Raw genomic sequence first — 22,203 nt, 5'->3', positions numbered from 1 at the left:
TCAACACGATGGTCGACCAGCTCTCCGCCTTCGCCGACGAGGTCACCCGCGTCGCCCGCGAGGTCGGCACCGAGGGACGGCTGGGCGGACAGGCGGACGTCAAGGGGGTCAGGGGCACCTGGCGCGACCTGACCGACTCCGTCAACTTCATGGCGGGCAACCTCACCGCACAGGTCCGCAACGTCGCCCAGGTGGCCACCGCGGTCGCCGAGGGCGACCTCTCCCAGAAGATCACCGTCGACGCCCGCGGAGAGATCCTCGAACTGAAGAACACCATCAACACGATGGTCGACCAGCTCTCCGCCTTCGCCGACGAGGTCACCCGCGTCGCCCGCGAGGTCGGCACCGAGGGACGGCTGGGCGGACAGGCGGACGTCAAGGGGGTCAGGGGCACCTGGCGCGACCTGACCGACTCCGTCAACTTCATGGCGGGCAACCTCACCGCACAGGTCCGCAACGTGGCCCAGGTGGCCACCGCGGTCGCCCAGGGCGACCTCTCCCAGAAGATCACCGTCGACGCCCGCGGAGAGATCCTCGAACTGAAGAACACCATCAACACGATGGTCGACCAGCTCTCCGCGTTCGCCGACGAGGTCACCCGCGTCGCCCGCGAGGTCGGCACCGAGGGCAACCTCGGCGGACAGGCCATCGTCCGGGGCGCGTCGGGGACCTGGAAGGACCTGACGGACAACGTCAATGTGATGGCGTCGAACCTGACGGGCCAGGTCCGCTCGATCGCCCAGGTCGCCACCGCCGTGGCACGCGGCGACCTGTCGCAGAAGATCACCGTCGAGGCCAAGGGGGAGGTCGCGGCCCTCGCGGACGTCATCAACACCATGGTCGACACGCTGTCCGCGTTCGCCGACGAGGTCACCCGCGTCGCCCGCGAGGTCGGCACCGAGGGACGGCTGGGCGGTCAGGCGCACGTGCCCAACGTGGCGGGCACCTGGAAGGACCTCACGGACAACGTCAACTCGATGGCCAACAACCTCACCGGCCAGGTCCGCAACATCGCGCTGGTGACGACCGCGGTGGCCAACGGCGATCTGTCGAAGAAGATCGACGTCGACGCCCGCGGCGAGATCCTCGAGCTCAAGACCACCATCAACACGATGGTCGACCAGCTCTCGTCGTTCGCGGCCGAGGTCACCCGGGTGGCACGGGAGGTCGGCAGCGAGGGGCGGCTCGGCGGGCAGGCCGAGGTGGAAGGTGTCGAGGGCACCTGGAAGCGGCTGACGGAGAACGTCAACGAACTGGCCGGGAACCTCACCCGGCAGGTCCGGGCGATCGCCGAGGTCGCGAGCGCGGTCGCCGAGGGGGACCTGACCCGCTCGATCACCGTGGAGGCCTCCGGCGAGGTCGCCGAGCTCAAGGACAACATCAACTCCATGGTGGGGTCCCTGCGCGAGACCACGCGGGCCAACCAGGAGCAGGACTGGCTGAAGACCAACCTCGCCCGGATCTCCGGCCTGATGCAGGGCCACCGTGACCTGCCCGTCGTCGCAGAGCTGATCATGGACGAGCTGACGCCCCTGGTGTCGGCCCAGTACGGCGCCTTCTACCTGGCGGAGGACACCGAACGCGGGCCCGAGCTGCGGCTCGTGGGCTCGTACGGCTTCCCGGACGAGGAGGAACGGCCGACCCGTATCCCCGTGGGCCGCTCGCTGGTCGGCCAGGCCGCGCGCAGCCGCCGCGCCATCGGCGTGGAGGAGCTTCCGCCGGGATACGTGACCATCTCCTCGGGCCTCGGCCGGATCGTGCCGAGCGCCCTGGTGGTGCTGCCCATCGTGGTCGAGGAGCAGGTGCTCGGCGTGATCGAGCTGGCCTCCGTCACCCGCTTCACCCAGATCCACCAGGACTTCCTGGGCCAGCTGATGCCGACCATCGGCGTCAACCTCAACACCATCGTGGCCAACGCCCGTACCGACGAGCTGCTGGAGGAGTCCCAGCGGCTGACCACCGAACTCCAGGCCCGTTCCGAGGAGTTGCAGGTGCAGCAGGAGGAACTCCAGCGTTCCAACGCCGAGCTGGAGGAGAAGGCGTCCCTGCTCGCCTCGCAGAACCGCGACATCGAGGCCAAGAACCTCCAGATCGAACAGGCCCGGCAGGAACTGGAGACCCGCGCCCAGGAGCTGGCGCTGGCCTCCAAGTACAAGTCGGAGTTCCTGGCGAACATGAGCCATGAACTGCGCACCCCGCTGAACAGCCTACTCATCCTGGCCCAGTTGCTCGCCCAGAACCCGTCGCGCAACCTCACCCCGAAGCAGGTCGAGTACGCGGGCATCATCCACTCCGCGGGCTCCGACCTGCTCCAGCTGATCAACGACATCCTCGACCTGTCGAAGGTCGAGGCGGGCAAGATGGACGTCAGCCCGGAACGGGTCTCGCTGCGGCAGCTGCTGGAGTACGTCGAGGCGACGTTCCGCCCGATGACCACGCAGAAGAGCCTGGAGTTCACGGTGACCACGGCCCCGGGCGCCCCGGCCGACCTGCTCACCGACGACTCCCGGCTGCGTCAGATCCTGCGCAACCTGCTGTCCAACGCGGTCAAGTTCACCGAGCAGGGAAGCGTCGAGCTGCGTATCGAGCCGGCCGCCGACTCCGAGGTGCCCCGGGGAGTCTTCCGCGGCGGGACCATCGTGGCCTTCCGGGTGAAGGACACCGGCATCGGCATCCCCCATCAGCAACTCGAGACGATCTTCGGAGCGTTCCAGCAGGCGGACGGGACGACCAGCCGCAAGTACGGCGGCACCGGACTCGGCCTGTCGATCACCCGGGAGATCGCCCATCTGCTCGGGGGCGCCGTCACGGTCGACAGCACGCCCGGTCAGGGCAGTACCTTCACCCTCTATCTGCCCGTGGCGCGCCCGGACTTCGAGGAGCTGATGGACGGCGGCGCCCGGCCGCCGGAGGATTCCGTCCGCACGGCGCCCTCCGAGGTGGTGCCGGCCCCGCGTCCGGACTCCTCCGCCGCGCCGGTGGTGCCCGGACAGCGCAGACGCCGGCTGCTGGTCGTCGAGGAGCGCCCGCGCGGTCTGCTGACCCTGGTCGCGGAGAGCGCGGTCGCGGACATCGCGCAGGACCACGACACCGGCGACGCGCGCGGGGCGATCGACATCATCACCGCGATCGGGGCGCAGGAGGCGGCCAGCGCGCTGGCCGCGGAACCGTGCCACTGCGTCGTCCTCGAACTCGGCATGCCGGACGAGGAGGCCTCACGTTTCCTGGACGCGATGCAGGGCGACTCGGCGCTGGCGAGCGTTCCCGTGCTCGTGCACAGCGGCCACCGGGTGGACCTGGCCCAGGAGCAGGCCCTGCGGTCCCGCTCGGGGGGCCGGCAACTGGACTTCCTGTCCAGCCTCGACGAGCTGCGCGAGCACATCACCCTGCATCTGTCCGCCGAAGAGCCGGGAGACGTGCTGTCCCTGGTCCGCATCGAGGAGCCGCAGCACACGGCCACCCAGCCGGTGGACGACGCGTTCCTCGGCCGTACCGTGCTGGTGGTCGACGACGACGCGCGCAACCTCTTCGCGCTCAGCGGGATCCTGGAGCTGCAAGGCTTCCGCGTGCTGCACGCGGAGAACGGCCGCAAGGGCATCGAGACCTTGCTGTCCCACCCCGAGATCGCGGTGGTGCTGATGGACGTGATGATGCCGGAGATGGACGGTTACGCCGCCACGACCGAGATCCGCACGATGCCCCAGTACGCCGACCTGCCCATCATCGCCGTCACCGCGAAGGCGATGCCGGGCGACCAGGAGAAGAGCCTCGCGTCCGGGGCGAACGACTACGTCACCAAGCCTGTGGACACAGGCGACCTCATCGCCTGTGTCCGACGCTGGCTGCCCGCCTGAGGGGGGGACACCCGCCGTGCGCATCTGCCGACCAGGCGCCGACCGGCGCCCTCCGTATGGCGTCCCCGGACGTCCCAGCCGAGGAACAGGCCAACCGTGAGCACTCCCCGACAGCCCCCCGAGCCGCCCGCCACGCATCCGGTCGGCGCCGAACCGCCGGAGCCGGCCGGCACCGGTCCGGCGGAGCCTGGTGGCGCGGCGCGGCCCTCCGTCTCGCCCGTCGGAAGGCTGGCGGCCACCGTCGAACGGCTGCGGCGCGAGGTGCTGGCGGCGCACGCCGAGGCCGACGGGCGCGCCCTGGTCGAACTCGCCAAGGGCATCCTGGTCGAACGGCTGGGCTGCGGACCGGCACAGGCGGCCCGCCAACTCGCCGAGCTGACCGAGCAGGCGGGCACCACACCGCTCGAATTCGCGGTCGAGGTCATCAACCAGGCGGCCCGCGACCGGGTCTCGGAGGTCACCGCGGCCTTCCTGGCCGCCGCGACGAACCAAGGCGGCCAGGCGGAGGGCGCCGCGGACCCTGGCTCGCCGCAGGGCGGGTCCCCCGCCGTACGGCTGCGGGCCGCCGAGAGCGGCGCGCTGGCCGCCGACGACACCCAGGCGGTCGCCGACTCCCTGCTGGAGCACGCCCTGACCCCGCTCGGCGCGGAGGCCGTCGCCATCTGGGCCGTGGGCCCGGACGGCTCCCTCACGCTGGCGGGCTGCGCCGGATTCTCGGCGGCGGAGGCCGGCCGCTGGCGGTATGTCCCCCCGGGTGTGGCGACCGTGGCGCGTCGCGGTCTCGCCGAGCGTGCGGGGCAGTGGATCCCCTCCCTGTCCGAGACCGGTCTGCCCTCCATCGGCCGGCACCAGCATCCGGACGGCGGAAGGGTGGCCCTGCCCGCCGGTGCCGGCGGACGTATCCACGGGGTGCTGGAGATCGCCTGGCCCGTCCCGCTGGAGCCGCAGCCGCCGCAGATCGTCCGTCAGATCGAGGCCCTGGCCGAGCTGTGCGCCCACACCCTGGAGACCTCTGCCCGGCTGCACCCCGACGGGGCGGCGAAGCCGCGCGTCGTGCCGGACGCGGCGGAGCTGATGGACCTGGCGGACGGGCTGCACGACCCCGCTCTGGTGCTGGTGCCGCACCTCGACGCCGGCGGGAACCTCGTCGACTTCCGTATCCATCACGCCAACAGCCGCTTCCTCGACCCGGCCGGCCGGCCGCGGGGCGTCGTCAACGGTGCCCTGCTGCTGGAGGCGTACCCGATGGCCGCCGGGGACAGCGAGCTGTTCGACCGGATAGAGCGTGTCTACGCCACGGGCGAGCCCTTCCGCGCCCACCGTATGAGGCTCACCGCCCTGGTGGGCGACGTCCCGCTGGCGGCGGTCGCCGACATCAGCATCAGCCGGCACGCCAACAGCCTGCTGCTCATCTGGCGCATCGAGGACGAGACGGCACGTCTTGCGAGTCTGCTCCAGCACGCCCAGCGCCTCGGCCGCATCGGCGGATTCGAGGAGAACCTGCTCACCGGCGAGATCACCTGGAACGGCCAGCTCTTCGCCCTCCACGGCAAGCCCGCGTCGAGCCCTCCGGTGCCCCTGGAGCAGTTGTCCGCGTACGCACATCCCGACGACGCCGTCGCCATCGGCAGGTTCCTGCGCACCCTGCTCCACCAGCGACGGCCCGCGTCCACGGCCTTCCGGCTGCAACGCCCCGACGGGGTGACCCGTCACATCCGCGTGGTGGCCGAACCGGTCCTGGACTCCGACGGGCGGCTGTTCGTCGTACGCGGCGCCTACCAAGACATCTCCGCGCACCACTGGACGGAGGTGGCGCTCGCCGCGACCCGGGACCAGCTCGCGCACACCGAACAGCAGGCGAGTGAGCGCAACCGGCTCACCCTGCAGTTGCAGCACGCCATCATGCCGCCGGCGCAGGCCCCGCTGGAGGCCGACGGCCTCCAGGTGGCGGTGCGCTACCGGCCCGCGGAGACGGAGCAGCTGGTGGGCGGCGACTGGTACGACGCGGTCGTCCTGCCGTCCCGGCTGGTGCTGTTGTGCGTGGGCGACGTCGCCGGACACGGCATCGAGGCGGCCACGAGCATGGTCGTGCTGCGCAACGCGCTGCGGGGCCTGGCCGTGACGGGCGCCGGGCCCGCCCAGTTGCTGTCCTGGCTCAACATGGTGGCGCACCATCTGACCGGCGCGGTCACCGCCACGGCGGTCTGCGGGTTGTACGACCCGCACCGCCACACCCTGCGCTGGGCGCGGGCGGGCCATCTGCCGCCCGTCCTGGTGCGCGGCGGCGAGGCCTCAGCGCTGCCTCTGGTCCAGGGCATGCTGCTGGGCGCCGTGCCGGAGGCCGTGTACGAGGAGCACGAGGTCCAGCTGGCCGTCGACGACACACTGCTGATGTACACGGACGGCCTGATCGAGCGCCGTGACCGCTCCGTGGAGGAGTCCCTCGCCCAGCTGCTGACCGCCGCGCGGATCGTGCCCCCCACGCTGGACCAGCAGCTGGACCGCCTCCTGACCTACAGCAAGTCGGACACCGACGACGACACCTGCATCGTGGGCATCCGGGTCGCCTAGGCGGTTTCGGGAAACCCCCGGCCCCGGCGAGCGCGGGCGGGATGCCCACACCGAACGCCCCCGGGCGTCCGCGCGTCCTTCGACTAGCGTCATGGCATGGCCGGTGACACCACTCCCACCCTCGCCGAAGCCCTCGCCGCCGGGACGGTGGTCCTGGACGGCGGCCTGTCGAACCAGCTGGGGTCGGCCGGGCACGACCTGAGCGACGAGCTGTGGTCGGCGCGGCTGCTCGCCGAGCGGCCGGAGGCGATCACCGAGGCGCACCTCGCGTACTTCCTGGCGGGCGCGGACGTGGCGATCACGTCCAGCTACCAGGCGACCTTCCAGGGCTTTGCGCGGCACGGTATCGACCACGGCCGCGCGGCCGGTCTGCTCGCCCTGAGCGTCGACCTGGCCCGCGAGGCGGCGGCACGGGCGCGCGCCCAGGGGATCACACGGCCGCTGTGGGTGGCGGCGTCGGCCGGTCCGTACGGGGCGATGCTGGCGGACGGCTCCGAGTACCGGGGCCGCTATGGGCTCACGGTCTCCGAGCTGGAGAGGTTCCACCGTCCGCGGCTGGAGGTGCTGGCCGCGGCCGGGCCCGACGTACTGGCCCTGGAGACGGTCCCCGACGCGGACGAGGCCGCGGCGCTGCTGCGGGCGGTGCGCGGACTCGGCGTCCCCGCCTGGCTGTCGTACACCGTCTCGGGCGACCGCACGCGCGCCGGGCAGCCGCTCCAGGAGGCCTTCGCCCTGGCCGCCGACGTGGACGAGGTGATCGCGGTGGGCGTGAACTGCTGCGCGCCCGAGGACGTGGACACCGCGGTGGAGACGGCCGCGCGGGTGACCGGCAAGCCGGTGGTGGCCTACCCGAACAGCGGCGAGAGGTGGGACGCCGGGGCCCGCGCCTGGGACGGCCGCGCCACCTTCACCGCCGCGCAGGTCACGGGCTGGCGCGCGGCCGGGGCCCGGCTGATCGGGGGGTGCTGCCGGGTGGGCCCGGAGATGATCACATCGATCGCCGGAGCGCTGGGCAAGCCGGGGAGGACGAGGGGCACGGCACCGGCCTGATCTCCGGCGTGCAGTACCTCTGATCCTCCCCGGCTCTCCGGCCTCCCGGCCTCACCGCCCGGTGGTGGGTCCCGGCCGGCGCAGGCGTCGTACGGCCGACAGCGGGGTCCCGCCCCTGAGGAGCGAGCCGGTTCCGGCGCCTGGTGGGGCGAACACGGGCTCCGGGCTGGTGGGCGCCGCCTCCCACAGCGCCATCTCCGCGTCGCGGAGGCCGTAGACCACGGGGTCCCCTTCGCCGCCGAAGACGCGCACCGGGTGGGTGGCGTCCCAGGCGGGCCAGCCCGGGTCGCCGTCCCGTGCGAAACGCACCCACGCCGTGTGCATCAGGCGGGCGAGCTCGCGAGGCGCATCGGGGCCGGCCAGTTTCGCCGACTCCGGCACCTCCGCGCTGTCGAACACGAAGCCCAGCTCCAGGGCGTGACAGGCGCCGAGACCGGGCAGGCCGGAGCGCCAGGCGAACTCGTAGACGTACGAGGCGGCGCGGTCCCCGCCCGTGCGGGAGCCCGCCAGCCGGTGCAGCGGATACCGGAGCAGGCGGTCGGTGACCATCTGGCCCACCAGCTCGGAGACCGGGGCGCCCGGGTGGGCGGTCCGGTAGCCGCGCGGCACCTCCGGACCGCAGTGGCAGCGGGCCATCGCCCCGGCCAGCGCCACCGTGCCCAGCTTGTCGATGTGTTCGTTCAGCCCGGTGGGCACGATCCACAGCCGGTACTCCTCACTGGTCCAGCCGAGGAGCAGAGGTACGTCCCGGGCGGCGCCGTCCAGCAGCGCCTGAAGCGGGTCACGGGGCACCAGGTCGCCGTCGACGACGATCCCGAAGGCGGGGCCGCCGAGAATCGGGCCGGCCCGGCGGCCCACCTCCGCCTGGGTCTCGGCCAGCAGTGTCCGGTCCACCCCGGCGAACGCGGCCGCGGTGGCCGGTACCCTCAGCCGGGTCGCCATGCGCCGCACCAGGCGCCGCACCTTGTCCCGTTCCGTCGACTCCGGCGGCCCGCTCTGCAGCACGGCCCGGTGGAACAGTCCCCGGGCGCGGGGACTCGCCAGCAGCGCACCGATGCTGATGGCGCCCGCGGACTCGCCGAAGACGGTCACCCGGTCGGGGTCGCCGCCGAACCCGGCGACGGCGCCGTGCACCCACTCCAGGGCGGCGAGCTGGTCACGCAGCCCCGGGTTGGCCGGGGCGTCGGGGAACAGGCCGTACCCCTCCACGCCGAGGCGGTAGTTGAAGGAGACGAGGACGATCCCGTCGCGGGCGAAGGCGCTGCCGTCGTAGACGGGCACGGCGGAGGAGCCGCGGGTCAGGGCACCGCCGTGGATCCACACCATGACCGGCAGCCGGGCCTCCGGGTCGGGTGCCGGCGTCCAGACGTTGAGGTTGAGGCAGTCGTCCCCGGGGACCACCGGGTCGGACAGATAGCGGGCGAATGCCTCCGAGTACGGCGGTTTCGGGGGCGTCGGCCCGAACGCGCCCGCGTCCCGCACCCCGTCCCAGGGCTCGGGCGGTACGGGCGGGCGGAAGCGGTGCGGGCCGAAGGGCGGAGCGGCGAAGGGGATGCCGCGGAAGACGGCGATCCCGTGCTCGTACCGCCCGCGCACGGCTCCATAGGGGGTGCGGACCACGGGGTCCGCCGTGTCGGCCGGCTCTGTGCTCGCCTCGTCCGCACGCTCCATACGGTCTCTCCTCACCGCCCGGGGACCGGACCGGACTGTCCGCCTCACTGCATCTCTTCCCCGTCCGGCCGGGCATCCCATCCCTTTCCGGCCACACGGAGACGGGCACCACGGCAACGCACGGAACCAGGGGGACGGGAGCGGAAGTCGTACCGCTCGACCGTGAACTCCCGGACAGCGGGCTGGTGCGGTCACCGGATGACCGCGCACCTCCACGGCCGTGGGTCAGTCCCCCGTCTGTTCGTCCTTCTTGGGGGGCTGCTGGGGTGCGCTGCGCGCATGGCTGCGCAGGCGGGACGTCACGTCCTCCGGGGGCAGGAAGCGGGACCAGCGCTCAGGGAACTCGGAGGGCATGTCGGGATCGTCCGGGTCGGCGGCGCGGGCCGCCGCGGCGCGGGCCACGTACTCGGCGGCCTGCTCCTGCCGCAGCCGCTCGTTCGCCGCCCGGGCGGCGGCCGTGGCCGCGGCGGGCCACACCCGGTCGATGGCCGCGTTGACGGCGGCGCCGACCAGGACGGCGAAGGCGGAGACCCCGATCCACAGCAGCACGGCCACGGGCGCGGCGAGCGAACCGTAGATCGTCGGCCCCTCGATCGTGTGGGTCAGGTAGATACGCAGCAGGAAGCTGCCCAGCACCCACATCCCGAGGGCGACCAGGGCGCCGGGCACGTCCTCGACCCACGGGGAGCGCACCGGCACGGACACGTGGTACAGGGTCGTCAGGAACACGATCGACAGGACGATGACCACCGGCCAGTACAGGACCTGGACCACCGTCGTGGACCACGGCACGAAGTTCACCACCGCGTCCGGCCCTGCGACCATCAGCGGCAGGGCCACCGAGCCGATCAGCAGCGCCACGATGAACAGGACGAACGCCAGCAGACGGGTCTTCACGATCCCCCGGGTGCCGTCGAGCCCGTACATCACCGTGATCGTGTCGATGAAGACGTTCACCGCCCGGGATCCGGACCACAGGGCGAAGAGGAAGCCGATGGAGATGATGTCGGGCCGGCCGCCCTTCATCACGTCGTGCAGGATCGGCTGGGCGATCTGCGTGACGCCCTTGTCGGACAGGACCGTGCGGGACGCCTCCAGGAGGTTGCGCTCCAGGCTCTGGATGGTGTCGGCGCCGGTCCAGGCGTCGACGTAGCCGAGCAGCCCGATGAGGCTGAGCAGCAGCGGCGGCACCGACAGCAGCGTGAAGAACGCCGCCTCGGCCGCGAGCCCGAGGATCCGGTACTCCATGCACGAGTTGACCGTGTCCTTCAGCAGCAGCCAGGCGGTCCTGCGCTTGGAGACGTTCCGGTACAGGGCGCGTGCCCGGTGGAGACGGCCTCCGGACGGCCGCTTGGGTGTTTCACTTGCTGCTGACTGCACGCCTTAACGGTATCCGCCACCCGGTCCGGCGCTCATCTCCTGGTGGGGCCGCCCAGGAAGGTGCTGTCGCACACCTTCGCACAACGGGTGACCCATGGCGTACCGAGGGGTAAGTTCGCCCCATGGCAGCCACCACCCACATCGTGACCAACCAGGCTCCGCCGCTGGTCGGGTATGACGTCTTCACCGCCGACCGCGCCCTAGTGGAGGCCGTCGAGCGGCATCTGGACCCCGCCCTCCTCGACGAGGTCCGGGCCGATCTGTCGGGGTTCGGCCGCAGCGCCGGCTCCGCCCAGGTGCAGGAGTGGGGGGTCCTGGCCAACGAGAACCCACCGAAGCTGCGGACCCACGACCGGTACGGCAACCGCATCGACGAGGTCGAGTTCCACCCGGCCTGGCACCGGCTGCTCGGCAAGGGTGTCGCCGCCGGGCTGACCGCGGCCTGGGCGCGGCCGGGCGGTCATGTGCGGCGCGCGGCGGCGTTCGTGATCTGGACGCAGGTCGAGGCGGGCAACGGCTGCCCGTTGTCGATGACGCACGCCGCCGTGCCCGCACTGCGCACGGACCCGGCGCTCGCCGCCGAGTGGGAGCCCCGGCTGACCTCCATGGTCTACGACCGGGAGCTGCGCCCCGCCGCGCAGAAGGCCGGCGTGATCTTCGGCATGGGGATGACGGAGAAGCAGGGCGGCAGCGACGTCCGCGCGAACACGACCGCGGCGCGGCCGCTCGCGGAGGACGGGACGTACGAGCTCAAGGGCCACAAGTGGTTCTGCTCGGCGCCCATGTCGGACGGGTTCCTGGTGCTGGCGCAGGCGCCGGGAGGGCTGACCTGCTTCCTCGTCCCGCGCGTGCTGGAGGACGGCACCCGCAACGTGTTCATGATCCAGCGTCTCAAGGACAAGCTCGGCAACCGGTCGAACGCCTCCGGCGAGGTCGAGTTCGACGGCACGTGGGCGCGCCGGGTCGGCGAGGAGGGGCGCGGGGTGCGGACCATCATCGAGATGGTCGCGGCCACGAGGCTCGACTGTGCCCTCGGCTCGGCGTCGCTGATGCGGCAGGCGGTGGCGCAGGCGATCCACCACTGCGACCACCGGGAGGCGTTCGGCGGCAGGCTCGTCGACAAGGCGCTGATGCGCAACGTGCTGGCGGATCTGGCCTTGGAGTCGGAGGCGGCGACGACGCTGGCGCTGCGGCTGGCGGCGGCGTACGACGACGGGAGCGAGCAGGAGCGGGCGTTCCTGCGGCTGGCGGTGCCGGCCGCCAAGTACTGGGTGACCAAGCGCTGCACCCCGGTGGTGGCCGAGGCCTCGGAGTGCCTGGGCGGCAACGGCTATGTCGAGGAGTCGGGTATGCCCCGGTTGCTGCGCGAGTCGCCGCTGAATTCGATATGGGAGGGCGCCGGCAATGTGCAGGCGCTTGATGTGCTGCGGGCGCTGCAACGCGAGCCGGGAGCCCTGAACGCCTTCCTCCAGGAGGTCGGCCGGGCACGCGGCGCGGACCACCGGCTGGACGGCGCGATCAAGAACCTGCTCGCCGAACTCGCGGACCTGGAGGGCGTCGAGGCGCGGGCGCGCCGTCTGGTGGAGCGGATGGCGCTGGTGCTCCAGGGAGCGCTCCTCGTCCAGTACGCGCCGCCGGCGGTCGCCGACGCCTTCTGCGCCTCCCGGCTGGGCGGCGACTGGGGCACCGCGTTCGGCACGCTGCCGCACACCCTGGATCTGGCCGCGGTGGTGGAGCGGGCGCGGCCGGTCGCCTGACGCCTGACGCCGTACGCCTGACGCTTCACGCGCCGGGCGCGTCACCGGTGCGCGCCGGGGACGTACGCGGGGGTGGTGCTGCGCCGACACGGCACCACCCCCGCTCTCCTGGCCCCCCTCGAGGAGCGCGGACGCCGCCGTAGCGGCGTTGCACAAGTTTCAACCACTCCGCGGGCGTCCGCCAGGGTTGCAGAGGGTTGCAAACTCGCTGCGCTGAGTTGGCCGGAGTACGCACGTCCATCACGGACAGACGGCAGTATGAGAACCACCGTCAACACGGGAGCGGCCGTATCCGGCCGGAAACCGTCGACGGGCACGGCGGCGAGCCGTGGGGGCGCACCGGTGGCGGGAGTCCATCAGGCCCCGGCGGCGAACGAGCCTCACGGCGGCGGCAGGTCCTTGGGGGAGGTTCCAGTGGCGCACTCGGCGAAAGACGTCACGCGGCTCGCCGCAGTGGACGTCGGGCAGGCGGCGCGCGTGCTCGGCGAGGTGCGCAGCGCGACGCTGTCGGGGCAGCGGGCCCCCGTCCCGCCGCGCCCGGTGATCGAGGCGTCGTGGGGGCGTGTGCTGCGCGGCGGCGTCGACCCCGACCACGACGTCCGGGCCGATCCGCTCAGCCTCGACGAGATCGAGCGGCGCCGCCGCGACTCACCGCTCAGACATGTGCTGCCGGTGCTGCGTGAGGGCCTGCTGTCGTTCGCGGACGTCGCCCAGCACATCATGGTGGTCGCGGACGCGGACGGGCGGGTGCTGTGGCGCGAGGGCAGCTCCCCGGTGTTGCGCAGGGCCGACGGGCTGGGCTTCGAGCCCGGTGCGGACTGGGGTGAGGGAGTGGTCGGCACGAACGGCGTGGGCACCCCGGCGGTGACCCGGCGTCCCGTGCAGGTCTTCGCGTCCGAGCACTTCGTGCGCTCCCACACCTCGTGGACGTGCACCGGCGCCCCGATCACGGACCCGCGCGACGGCCGTCTGATCGGTGTCGTGGACGTCAGCGGCCCGCTGGAGACGATGCATCCGGCGACGCTCGCCTGGGTCGACGCGGTGGCCAAGCTCGCGGAGGCCCGGCTGCGCGAACTGCACCTGACCTCTCTGGACCGGCTGCGCGCGGTGGCGGCACCGCTGCTGGCGGGTCTCGGCGGCCGGGCGCTGGCCGTGGACAAGGACGGCTGGACGGCGGCGGTGACCGGGATGCCGTACGTGAGCCGGGTGGCCCTGCCCGTGCCGTTCGCCCCCGGTCGCTGTCTGCTGCCTGCGGTGGGTCCCTGCACGGTCGAGCCACTGCCGGGCGGCTGGCTGGTCCGCGCGGTGGACGCGCCCGCGCCGGAGCGCGTCACACGCGTGGTCCTGGACGTGGCGCACCCGCGCCGCTGGTCGGTGACGGTGACGGGCGACACGGGTTCCTGGACCCATGAACTGAGCGCCCGGCACGCTGAGTTGCTCTGCCTGCTCGCACTGCACCGCTCCGGCCGCTCGGCCACGGCCCTGGCCGCCGACCTGTTCGACGATCCCGCCCGCACTGTCACGGTTCGCGCGGAGATGTCCCGTATCAGGCGGTACCTCGGGGCTTTTCTGGAACACCGGCCGTATCGTTTCTGCGATGCGGCGGAGGTGGAGGTGCTGCTCCCCCGGAACCGCCACGACCTGCTGCCGCACTCAGTGGCGCCGGGGGTGGTCAGGGCACGGAGCGCACCGGAGAGCCACGCCGCCGTGACTCCGGAGACCGATGGGGCGCAGCCGTAGCCCTCACCCGCCCTCAGACAGTTCGCGCATAGCCCTCATGGTGGGGATAACCCTCCTTTTCCCGGGTCTTCAACCGGTCCCGCACCTATCTGCCGTAGCATCCCCTGCACAGGCCACCCCACCCGCTCCCCCAGTCAACGTCCGGACCGACAGGAGCAGTTGGCCCAGCCGGGAGGTTGTATGAAGCACCGTGGCAGGCACCGCCGCAGGCGCAGAGGCCGTGCGCTGCGGGCCACACTGACCGGTACCGCGCTGGCGCTCACCGCCGCCGCCACGCTGATCAGCACCTCTCAGGCCGCGGGCGGGGACAACCCCGGGGGCCTGACCCGTGTCACCGCCGCGGCCGGGTCCGCCGGGCTCCGCCTCCATGAGGAGCTCACCGACCGGCGCACGCTCGACTCGCTCACGCGCGCGATGGGCGGCAGCGTGAGCGTCCACGACGTCCTCCGGGCCGCCGACCACCCGATGCGCGACCAGTCCGCGTGCGACGCCGCCGAGACGGCCGCACTGCCGGTGAAGCCGGCGGCCACACGTGCGTACTGCTGGGACAACGGCGATGCGGCGACCACGCAGTGGCTGCCGCGGTCCGTCACGACCTCCGGGGACGCCGAGGACGGCGGCCGCTGGGTCTCCGACCGGGTCATCCTGTCCGGCTGGACGCACGACGGCCGCCACTCCGGGGCCGCTGCCGGCGAGCGGGGCCTCGCCCGGATCGCCTTCATCGACGCCAACGACCCGGCCCACCTCGCCTACCGCTGGGTCCTGCTGGTCACCCCGCGCGCCGGCGGCAGCGACTTCGACGCCGTCCGCACACGACTGTCCGGAATGGTGTGGTACCGGAACAAGCTGATCGTGACCGCCCGCGACTCCCTGATCGTCTTCGATCTGCACCGCATCCTCAGGGCGGGTGTCGACAGTGACACCGTCGGCCGGGTGAAGGGCGGCTACTCGGCGCACGGCTACCAGTACGTGCTGCCCGCGATCGGCTCCTACCGCCTGACCGGCGGCCCCTGTTCGACGGCCGACGACCATGCGGCCCCCTGCTTCTCCGCCCTCTCCCTCGACCGCACCTCGACCCCGGACAGCCTGGTGGCGAGCGAATGGTTCCCGCCCGGGGGCACCAGCCGGCCGGCCCGCCTGTGGCGCTACGCCTACAGCGCCGTCCCCGGCCACGAGGGACTGCTGGCCACGGACGCGCACGGCGACGTCCGGACCACCGAGACCTACCGGACCGACGCGACCGGGGTGCAGGGCGTGCTGTCGCACAGGCACGCCGGCGCGGCCGAGACCGACTGGTACGTCGACCGCGCGCCCACCGTCGGCGGCCGGCACGGAACGCTGTGGCGTCAGACCACGTCGGGGGCGAAGGCGGCCACCTGCGCAGCCGACGAGACCCACGCGTGCTGGGGCCGGCACACCACCTCCCTGTCGTACTGGCAGCAGACGGGCGAACTGTGGACGTTGACGGAAGGTGCGGTCGGCGGGGACGACGACTCGGCGGCGGACTCCGCCGACGGGCGGGTGCTGTACGCCGTACCGCTGGACTCCGTGGACGACGCGCTGGAGTAGCGGACGCGGTCCCACCGAGGCAGGGCGGGTCCGCCAGGGCGCAGCGGGTCCGCCGGGGAGCAGCGGGTCCGCAGGGGCCCAGCGGCCCGGCACACCGGCCCCCCTTGCGTGTGCCGCCCGCCTCCGTGATTCCCTGGCCGCATGAGCACCCTCACCGTGACCACGTGGTCCCTGGAACAGACCTCCCCGAACGACCTGCGGTCCGCCACGGCCCCCGAGGGCGATGTCCGGGTCGTCCGCGCGGAGGTGCCCTCGCCCGAGTTCAGCCGCTTCCTGTATGCGTCGGTCGGTGGCGACATCCGCTGGACCGACCGGCTGGGCTGGACCTACGCACGGTGGCAGGAGTACCTGGCCCGGCCCGGCGTGGAGACCTGGGTGGCTCTCGACCGGGGCACGCCGGCCGGGTATGTCGAGCTGGACCCGGCGGACGACGGGGTCGTGGAAATCGCCTACTTCGGGCTCATACCGGCGTTCCGCGGACGGCGGATCGGGGGGCACCTGCTGTCGTACGGCACGGCGCGCGCCTGGGACCTCGCGGACCGCTGGCCGGGGCTCGCGCAGACGAAGCGGGTATGGCTGCATACGTGCAGCAAGGACGGCGAACACGCGATGGACAACTACCTGCGCCGGGGCTTCCGGCTGTTCGACACCAAGGTCGAGGAGGAACCCGACGTGCCGACGCCCGGTCCCTGGGCCGGGGCGCAGCCGGCCTGACCTGCATCGCACAACACCCCCCGGCGGTGTGACCCATGACACCCTTGTCCCGTATTCCGGGACAAGGGTGTCCACATGACGGACGAAGCTGGACTGCCTTCAACGGGCCATGACACGCTGCCGTCATGTCTGGAACTGGAATCGCCTTGGTGAGTCGACGGCACGTCGATCTCGGCCGCATGTCCAGCGCCATCTGTCCGGCGAGCTGACGTCCCAGCCAGTTCCGGTTTTCTCTTCTTTCTCCACCCTCGCGCAGAGTCGCGCACCGCGTGACGTGTGCCCATAAGCGCAGGTCAGAGCCGCTACCCCGTCTGTTCCCGAAGGACGTATCCACCATGGCCGCCACCCCGCAGGATTCCGCCACGCCCCGCCGCAAGGTGAGCCGTCACCGTGGCGAGGGGCAGTGGGCGGCGGGTCACTTCACCCCGCTCAACGGCAACGAGCAGTTCAAGAAGGACGACGACGGTCTCAATGTGCGGACACGCATTGAGACGATCTACTCCAAGCGCGGCTTCGCCTCCATCGACCCCAACGACCTGCGCGGCCGGATGCGTTGGTGGGGCCTGTACACCCAGCGCAAGCCCGGGATCGACGGCGGCAAGACGGCGATCCTGGAGCCGGAGGAGCTGGACGACGAGCACTTCATGCTCCGCGTCCGCATCGACGGCGGGCGGCTGACCACACGGCAGCTGCGCGTCATCGGCGAGATCTCGCAGGAGTTCGCGCGCGGCACCGCCGACATCACCGACCGGCAGAACGTCCAGTACCACTGGATCCGGATCGAGGACGTGCCCGAGATCTGGGAGAGGCTGGAGGCCGTCGGGCTGTCCACGGTCACCGCCTGCGGTGACACGCCCCGTGTGATGATCGGCTCGCCGGTCGCGGGCATCGCCGAGGACGAGATCATCGACGGCACCCCGGCGCTGGAGGAGATGAAGCGCCGCGTCCTGAACAACAAGGCGTATTCGAACCTCCCCCGGAAGTTCAAGACGGCCATCTCCGGCTCCCCGCTGCTGGACGTGGTCCACGAGATCAACGACGTGGCGTTCGTCGGCGTCCGGCACCCCGAACACGGGCCGGGCTTCGACGTCTGGGTCGGCGGCGGCCTGTCGACCAACCCCAAGCTGGGTGTGCGACTGGGCGCCTGGGTACCGCTGGAGGAGGTCCCGGACGTCTACGAGGGCGTCCTGTCGATCTTCCGTGACTACGGCTACCGGCGGCTGCGCACCCGCGCCCGGCTCAAGTTCCTCGTCGCCGACTGGGGCGCCGAGAAGTTCCGGCAGGTGCTGGAGGACGAGTACCTCAAGCGGAAGCTGGTCGACGGTCCCGCTCCCGAGCAGCCCGTCCAGCAGTGGCGGGACCACGTCGGTGTCCACCGTCAGAAGGACGGCCGCTACTACGTCGGTTTCGCCCCGCGTGTCGGTCGTGTCGACGGCACCACGCTCACGAAGATCGCCGACCTGGCCGAGGCACACGGGTCCGGCCGGGTCCACACGACGGTCGAGCAGAAGATGATCATTCTCGATGTCGAGGAGACGCAGGTCGACTCCCTGGTCGAGGCCCTGGAGGCGCTGGACCTCACCGCCAGGCCCTCCACCTTCCGTCGCGGCACCATGGCCTGCACCGGCATCGAGTACTGCAAGCTCGCCATCGTCGAGACCAAGGCGCGCGGCTCCTCCCTGATCGACGAACTGGAGCGCCGCCTCCCGGACTTCGACGAGCCGATCACCATCAACATCAACGGCTGCCCGAACGCCTGCGCCCGCATCCAGGTGGCGGACATCGGTCTCAAGGGCCAGCTGGTCCTCAACGACAAGGGCGAGCAGGTCGAGGGCTTCCAGGTGCACCTGGGCGGCGCGCTCGGCCTGGAGCCCGGCCTCGGCCGCAAGGTGCGCGGTCTGAAGGTCACCTCGGAGGAACTGCCGGACTACATCGAGCGGGTCCTCAAGCGGTTCCAGGCGGAGCGCGAGGCGGGCGAGCGGTTCGCGACCTGGGCGGCCCGCGCCTCCGAGGAGGCCCTGGCGTGAGCGAGCGCGCGGCCCCCTTCTACTGCCCCTACTGCGGGGACGAGGACCTGCGGCCGAGCGAGCAGGGACACGGGGCGTGGGAATGCGCGGCCTGCAACCGGGCCTTCCAGCTGAAGTTCCTCGGGCTGCTGGCCCGGGGGCTGCGGCGTGACGACACGGGAGGGGACGAGATATGACGACGACTCAGGACGAGCGCGGCACCGACGATCTCGAGGCGCTCGCCGAGCAGGCGGGCCGCGATCTGGAGGACGCCTCCGCGCTGGAGATCCTCCGGTGGGCGGCCGGCACCTTCGGCAAGCGCTTCTGCGTGACCTCCTCCATGGAGGACGCGGTGGTGGCGCACCTCGCCTCCCGGGCGATGCCCGGCGTCGACGTCGTGTTCCTCGACACCGGCTACCACTTCCCCGAGACCATCGGCACCCGCGACGCGGTCGAGGCCGTGATGGACGTCAACGTCATCACGCTCACGCCGAGGCAGACGGTCGCCGAGCAGGACGCGGAGTACGGTCCGAAGCTGCACGACCGCGACCCCGACCTGTGCTGCAAGCTGCGCAAGGTGCAGCCGCTTCAGGAGGGGCTGACGGGCTACGACGCCTGGGCGACCGGACTGCGCCGCGACGAGTCCCCGACCCGGGCGAACACCCCGGTCGTCGGCTGGGACGAGAAGCGGCAGAAGGTCAAGGTCTCGCCCATCGCCCGCTGGACGCAGGACGACGTGGACGCGTATGTGGCCGAACACGGCGTCCTCACCAACCCGTTGCTGATGGACGGCTACGCCTCCGTGGGCTGCGCCCCCTGCACCCGCCGGGTCCTGGCGGGCGAGGACGCGCGGGCCGGCCGCTGGGCGGGCCGGGCCAAGACCGAGTGCGGGCTGCACGGCTGACATGACTGTGCTTTCTACGAACCAGGAGACCCACGTGACGACCGGAGCCACCGTCTGGCTCACGGGCCTGCCGAGCGCCGGCAAGACGACCATCGCCTACGAGCTGGCCGCCCGGCTGCGCGAGGAGGGCCACCGTGTCGAGGTGCTCGACGGCGACGAGATCCGCGAGTTCATCTCCGCGGGTCTCGGCTTCAGCCGCACGGACCGGCACACCAACGTGCAGCGCATCGGCTTTCTCGCCGATCTGCTCGCCCGCAACGGCGTCAAGGCGCTGGTCCCGGTGATCGCGCCGTACGCCGACAGCCGCGCGGCGGTGCGCAAGCGCCACGAGGAGAGCGGGGCGCCGTACCTCGAGGTGCATGTGGCGACCCCCCTGGAGGTCTGCTCCGTACGCGATGTGAAGGGCCTCTACGCCAAGCAGGCCGCGGGTGAGCTGACGGGGCTGACCGGAGTCGACGACCCGTATGAGGAGCCCGAGTCTCCCGATCTGCGGATCGAGTCCCAGAACCAGACCGTGCAGGAGTCGGCGGCGGCGGTCTACGCGCTGCTCAGCGAAAGGGGACTGGCATGACGGCCACCGTCGCCAAGGCCGGAGAGGGCACGGACAGCCCGTACGCCCTGTCCCATCTGGACGCCCTGGAGTCCGAGGCCGTCCATATCTTCCGTGAGGTGGCGGGCGAGTTCGAGCGGCCGGTGATCCTGTTCTCCGGCGGCAAGGACTCCATCGTCATGCTGCATCTGGCGCTGAAGGCGTTCACGCCCGCTCCGGTGCCCTTCTCGCTGCTGCACGTGGACACGGGCCACAACTTCCCCGAGGTGCTGGAGTACCGCGACCGCACCGTCGAGAAGCACGGCCTGCGGCTGCATGTGGCGTCCGTGCAGGACTACATCGACCGCGGGGTCCTCAAGGAGCGCCCCGACGGCACCCGCAACCCGCTGCAGACCCTCCCCCTCACGGAGAAGATCCAGGCCGAGCGGTTCGACGCCGTCTTCGGCGGCGGCCGCCGGGACGAGGAGAAGGCGCGGGCGAAGGAGCGGGTGTTCTCGCTGCGTGACGAGTTCTCGCAGTGGGACCCCCGCCGTCAGCGCCCCGAACTGTGGCAGCTCTACAACGGCCGTCACGCGCCCGGTGAACACGTCCGCGTGTTCCCCCTGTCCAACTGGACCGAACTGGACGTCTGGCAGTACATCGCCCGCGAGGGCATCGAACTGCCCGAGATCTACTTCGCCCATGAGCGCGACGTCTTCAAGCGGAGCGGCATGTGGCTGACCGCCGGCGACTGGGGCGGCGCCAAGGACGGCGAGCGGATCGAAAGGCGCCTTGTGCGCTACCGGACCGTGGGCGACATGTCCTGCACCGGTGCCGTCGACTCGGACGCGGTGACCCTGGACCAGGTGATCGCCGAGATCGCCGCCTCCCGGCTCACCGAGCGCGGTGCCACCCGCGCCGACGACAAGCTGTCCGAGGCCGCCATGGAGGACCGCAAGCGCGAGGGGTACTTCTAGTCATGACCACGACCACGGAACTCTCCGCCACCACCCTCCTGCGGTTCGCCACCGCCGGTTCGGTCGACGACGGCAAGTCCACCCTCGTAGGACGGCTGCTGCACGACTCCAAGTCGGTCCTCGCCGACCAGCTGGAGGCCGTGGAGCGCGCCTCGGCGAACCGCGGCCAGGACGGCCCGGACCTCGCCCTGCTCACCGACGGCCTGCGCGCCGAACGCGAGCAGGGCATCACCATCGACGTGGCCTACCGCTACTTCGCCACCCCGCGACGGCGGTTCATCCTCGCCGACACACCCGGCCATGTGCAGTACACACGGAACATGGTCACCGGTGCCTCCACCGCCGAACTGACGGTGATTCTGGTCGACGCCCGCAACGGCGTCGTCGAGCAGACCCGCCGCCACGCGGCGATCGCCGCCCTGCTGCGCGTTCCGCACGTGGTCCTCGCCGTGAACAAGATGGACCTCGTCGACTACCAGGAGTCGGTGTTCGCGGCGATAGCCGAGGAGTTCACGGCGTACGCGACCGAGCTGGGCGTCCCCGAGGTCACCGCGATCCCGATCTCGGCGCTGGCCGGTGACAACGTGGTGGAGCCGTCCGCGCACATGGACTGGTACGGCGGCCCCACCGTCCTGGAGCACCTGGAGACCGTCCCCGTCAGCCACGACCTGGCGCACTGCCACGCGCGGCTGCCCGTGCAGTACGTGATCCGCCCGCAGAGCGCCGAGCACCCCGACTACCGGGGATACGCGGGCCAGATCGCGGCCGGCGCCTTCCGCGTCGGTGAGCGGATCACCGTCCTGCCCTCCGGCCGGACCACCACGGTGTCCGGCATCGACCTGCTCGGCAAGCCGGTCGACGTGGCGTGGACCCCCCAGTCGGTGACCCTCCTGCTCGAGGACGACATCGACATCTCGCGCGGCGACCTGATCGTGCCGAGCAAGGACGCGCCCCCGACCACCCAGGACGTCGAGGCGACCGTCTGCCATGTCGCCGACCAGGCGCTGACCGTCGGCCACCGGGTGCTGCTCAAGCACGGCACCCGCACGGTGAAGGCGATCGTCAAGGACATCCCGTCCCGCCTCACCCTCGACGACCTTTCCCTGCACCCGCACCCGGGACAGCTCGTCGCCAACGACATCGGCCGCGTGAAGATCCGTACCGCGGAGCCGCTGCCGGTGGACTCCTACGCGGACTCCCGCCGCACCGGCTCGTTCATCCTGATCGACCCGGCCGACGGCACCACCCTCACCGCGGGCATGGTCGGCGAGTCGTTCGCCGCGCCGGAACCGGTGAAGGACGACGCCGACGACGGGTGGGACTTCTGATCATGACCACCACCTGCTTTTTCTCGACGTTCGCGAAGGAGGGCGGCCGTGTCGGCAGCGGCGCCCTCGGCAGCGGGCAGGGCGGAGTCGGGCGATGTGTGTGAGGACGTACGCGCACTGCCTGCGCGCCCCGTCCCCCCACTCGGCGTCGTA

16 protein-coding genes are annotated in these 22,203 nt (G+C 71.8%); 14 read left to right on the top strand and 2 right to left on the bottom strand.

The features are described 5' to 3' along the window. The 3 genes from LZ604_RS32240 to mmuM form a co-directional block, all read left to right on the top strand. Positions 1 to 3,854 (top strand): HAMP domain-containing hybrid sensor histidine kinase/response regulator (locus LZ604_RS32240; protein ID WP_234519544.1); only part of this gene is annotated, 3,854 nt, incomplete at its 5' end. Positions 3,855 to 3,950: 96 nt separating this feature from the next. Beyond that, positions 3,951 to 6,425: a SpoIIE family protein phosphatase gene (locus LZ604_RS32235; protein WP_234519543.1), complete on the top strand. Its 2,475-nt coding sequence runs from the start codon at positions 3,951 to 3,953 to the stop codon at positions 6,423 to 6,425. 96 nt (positions 6,426 to 6,521) lie between these two features. After that, complete coding sequence (gene mmuM / locus LZ604_RS32230) at positions 6,522 to 7,475, top strand: homocysteine S-methyltransferase (RefSeq protein WP_234519542.1); 954 nt, start codon at positions 6,522 to 6,524, stop codon at positions 7,473 to 7,475. 51 nt (positions 7,476 to 7,526) lie between these two features. On the opposite strand, the gene LZ604_RS32225 is transcribed toward mmuM, so the two are convergent. Beyond that, positions 7,527 to 9,146, bottom strand: a complete 1,620-nt coding sequence (locus LZ604_RS32225; protein WP_234519541.1) for a carboxylesterase/lipase family protein — start codon at positions 9,144 to 9,146, stop codon at positions 7,527 to 7,529. Between the two features lie 225 nt (positions 9,147 to 9,371). Beyond that, positions 9,372 to 10,526, bottom strand: a complete 1,155-nt coding sequence (locus LZ604_RS32220; protein WP_234519540.1) for a YihY/virulence factor BrkB family protein — start codon at positions 10,524 to 10,526, stop codon at positions 9,372 to 9,374. Between the two features lie 122 nt (positions 10,527 to 10,648). On the opposite strand from LZ604_RS32220, the gene LZ604_RS32215 reads away from it, so the two are divergent. From LZ604_RS32215 to LZ604_RS32170, 11 genes are all read left to right on the top strand, one after another. Next, positions 10,649 to 12,283 (top strand): acyl-CoA dehydrogenase family protein, encoded by a 1,635-nt coding sequence (locus tag LZ604_RS32215; protein ID WP_234519539.1) that lies wholly within the window; start codon positions 10,649 to 10,651, stop codon positions 12,281 to 12,283. A 414-nt stretch (positions 12,284 to 12,697) separates the two neighbouring features. After that, positions 12,698 to 14,023: a GAF domain-containing protein gene (locus LZ604_RS32210; RefSeq protein ID WP_234519538.1), complete on the top strand. Its 1,326-nt coding sequence runs from the start codon at positions 12,698 to 12,700 to the stop codon at positions 14,021 to 14,023. A gap of 180 nt (positions 14,024 to 14,203) precedes the next feature. Continuing rightward, positions 14,204 to 15,592 (top strand): hypothetical protein, encoded by a 1,389-nt coding sequence (locus LZ604_RS32205; protein WP_234519537.1) that lies wholly within the window; start codon positions 14,204 to 14,206, stop codon positions 15,590 to 15,592. 141 nt (positions 15,593 to 15,733) lie between these two features. Beyond that, on the top strand, positions 15,734 to 16,306 hold the full coding sequence (locus LZ604_RS32200; RefSeq protein WP_234519536.1) for a GNAT family N-acetyltransferase: 573 nt from the start codon (positions 15,734 to 15,736) through the stop codon (positions 16,304 to 16,306). Between the two features lie 125 nt (positions 16,307 to 16,431). Further along, positions 16,432 to 16,515, top strand: a complete 84-nt coding sequence (locus tag LZ604_RS36445; RefSeq protein WP_309486338.1) for a putative leader peptide — start codon at positions 16,432 to 16,434, stop codon at positions 16,513 to 16,515. Positions 16,516 to 16,641: 126 nt separating this feature from the next. Beyond that, entirely contained in the window at positions 16,642 to 18,333 is a 1,692-nt protein-coding gene (locus tag LZ604_RS32195) for a nitrite/sulfite reductase (RefSeq protein ID WP_234519535.1), read from the top strand. Continuing rightward, the gene (locus tag LZ604_RS32190; RefSeq protein ID WP_234519534.1) at positions 18,330 to 18,509 is read left to right on the top strand and encodes a hypothetical protein; all 180 of its coding nucleotides are present in this window, start codon (positions 18,330 to 18,332) and stop codon (positions 18,507 to 18,509) included. The genes LZ604_RS32195 and LZ604_RS32190 overlap by 4 nt, the downstream gene beginning before the upstream one ends. After that, the gene (locus LZ604_RS32185; protein ID WP_234519533.1) at positions 18,506 to 19,216 is read left to right on the top strand and encodes a phosphoadenylyl-sulfate reductase; all 711 of its coding nucleotides are present in this window, start codon (positions 18,506 to 18,508) and stop codon (positions 19,214 to 19,216) included. Before LZ604_RS32190 ends, LZ604_RS32185 begins: the two co-directional genes overlap by 4 nt. 34 nt (positions 19,217 to 19,250) lie before the next feature. Continuing rightward, positions 19,251 to 19,787 carry an adenylyl-sulfate kinase gene (cysC, locus tag LZ604_RS32180; RefSeq protein ID WP_234519531.1) on the top strand — a complete coding sequence of 179 codons (537 nt, stop codon included), beginning with the start codon at positions 19,251 to 19,253 and terminating at the stop codon, positions 19,785 to 19,787. After that, a complete protein-coding gene (gene cysD / locus LZ604_RS32175; protein WP_234519529.1) occupies positions 19,784 to 20,722 on the top strand; it encodes a sulfate adenylyltransferase subunit CysD in 939 nt (312 codons plus the stop codon). The genes cysC and cysD overlap by 4 nt, the downstream gene beginning before the upstream one ends. Positions 20,723 to 20,724: 2 nt before the next feature. Continuing rightward, a complete protein-coding gene (locus tag LZ604_RS32170; protein ID WP_234519527.1) occupies positions 20,725 to 22,050 on the top strand; it encodes a sulfate adenylyltransferase subunit 1 in 1,326 nt (441 codons plus the stop codon). The last annotated feature ends 153 nt before the right edge of the window (positions 22,051 to 22,203 follow it).

The organism is Streptomyces glomeratus, assembly GCF_021462825.1.
Classification (GTDB): domain Bacteria; phylum Actinomycetota; class Actinomycetes; order Streptomycetales; family Streptomycetaceae; genus Streptomyces; species Streptomyces glomeratus.
The sequence above is the reverse complement of the archived record's forward strand: the minus strand, read 5'-3'. Positions and strand labels throughout refer to the sequence as shown.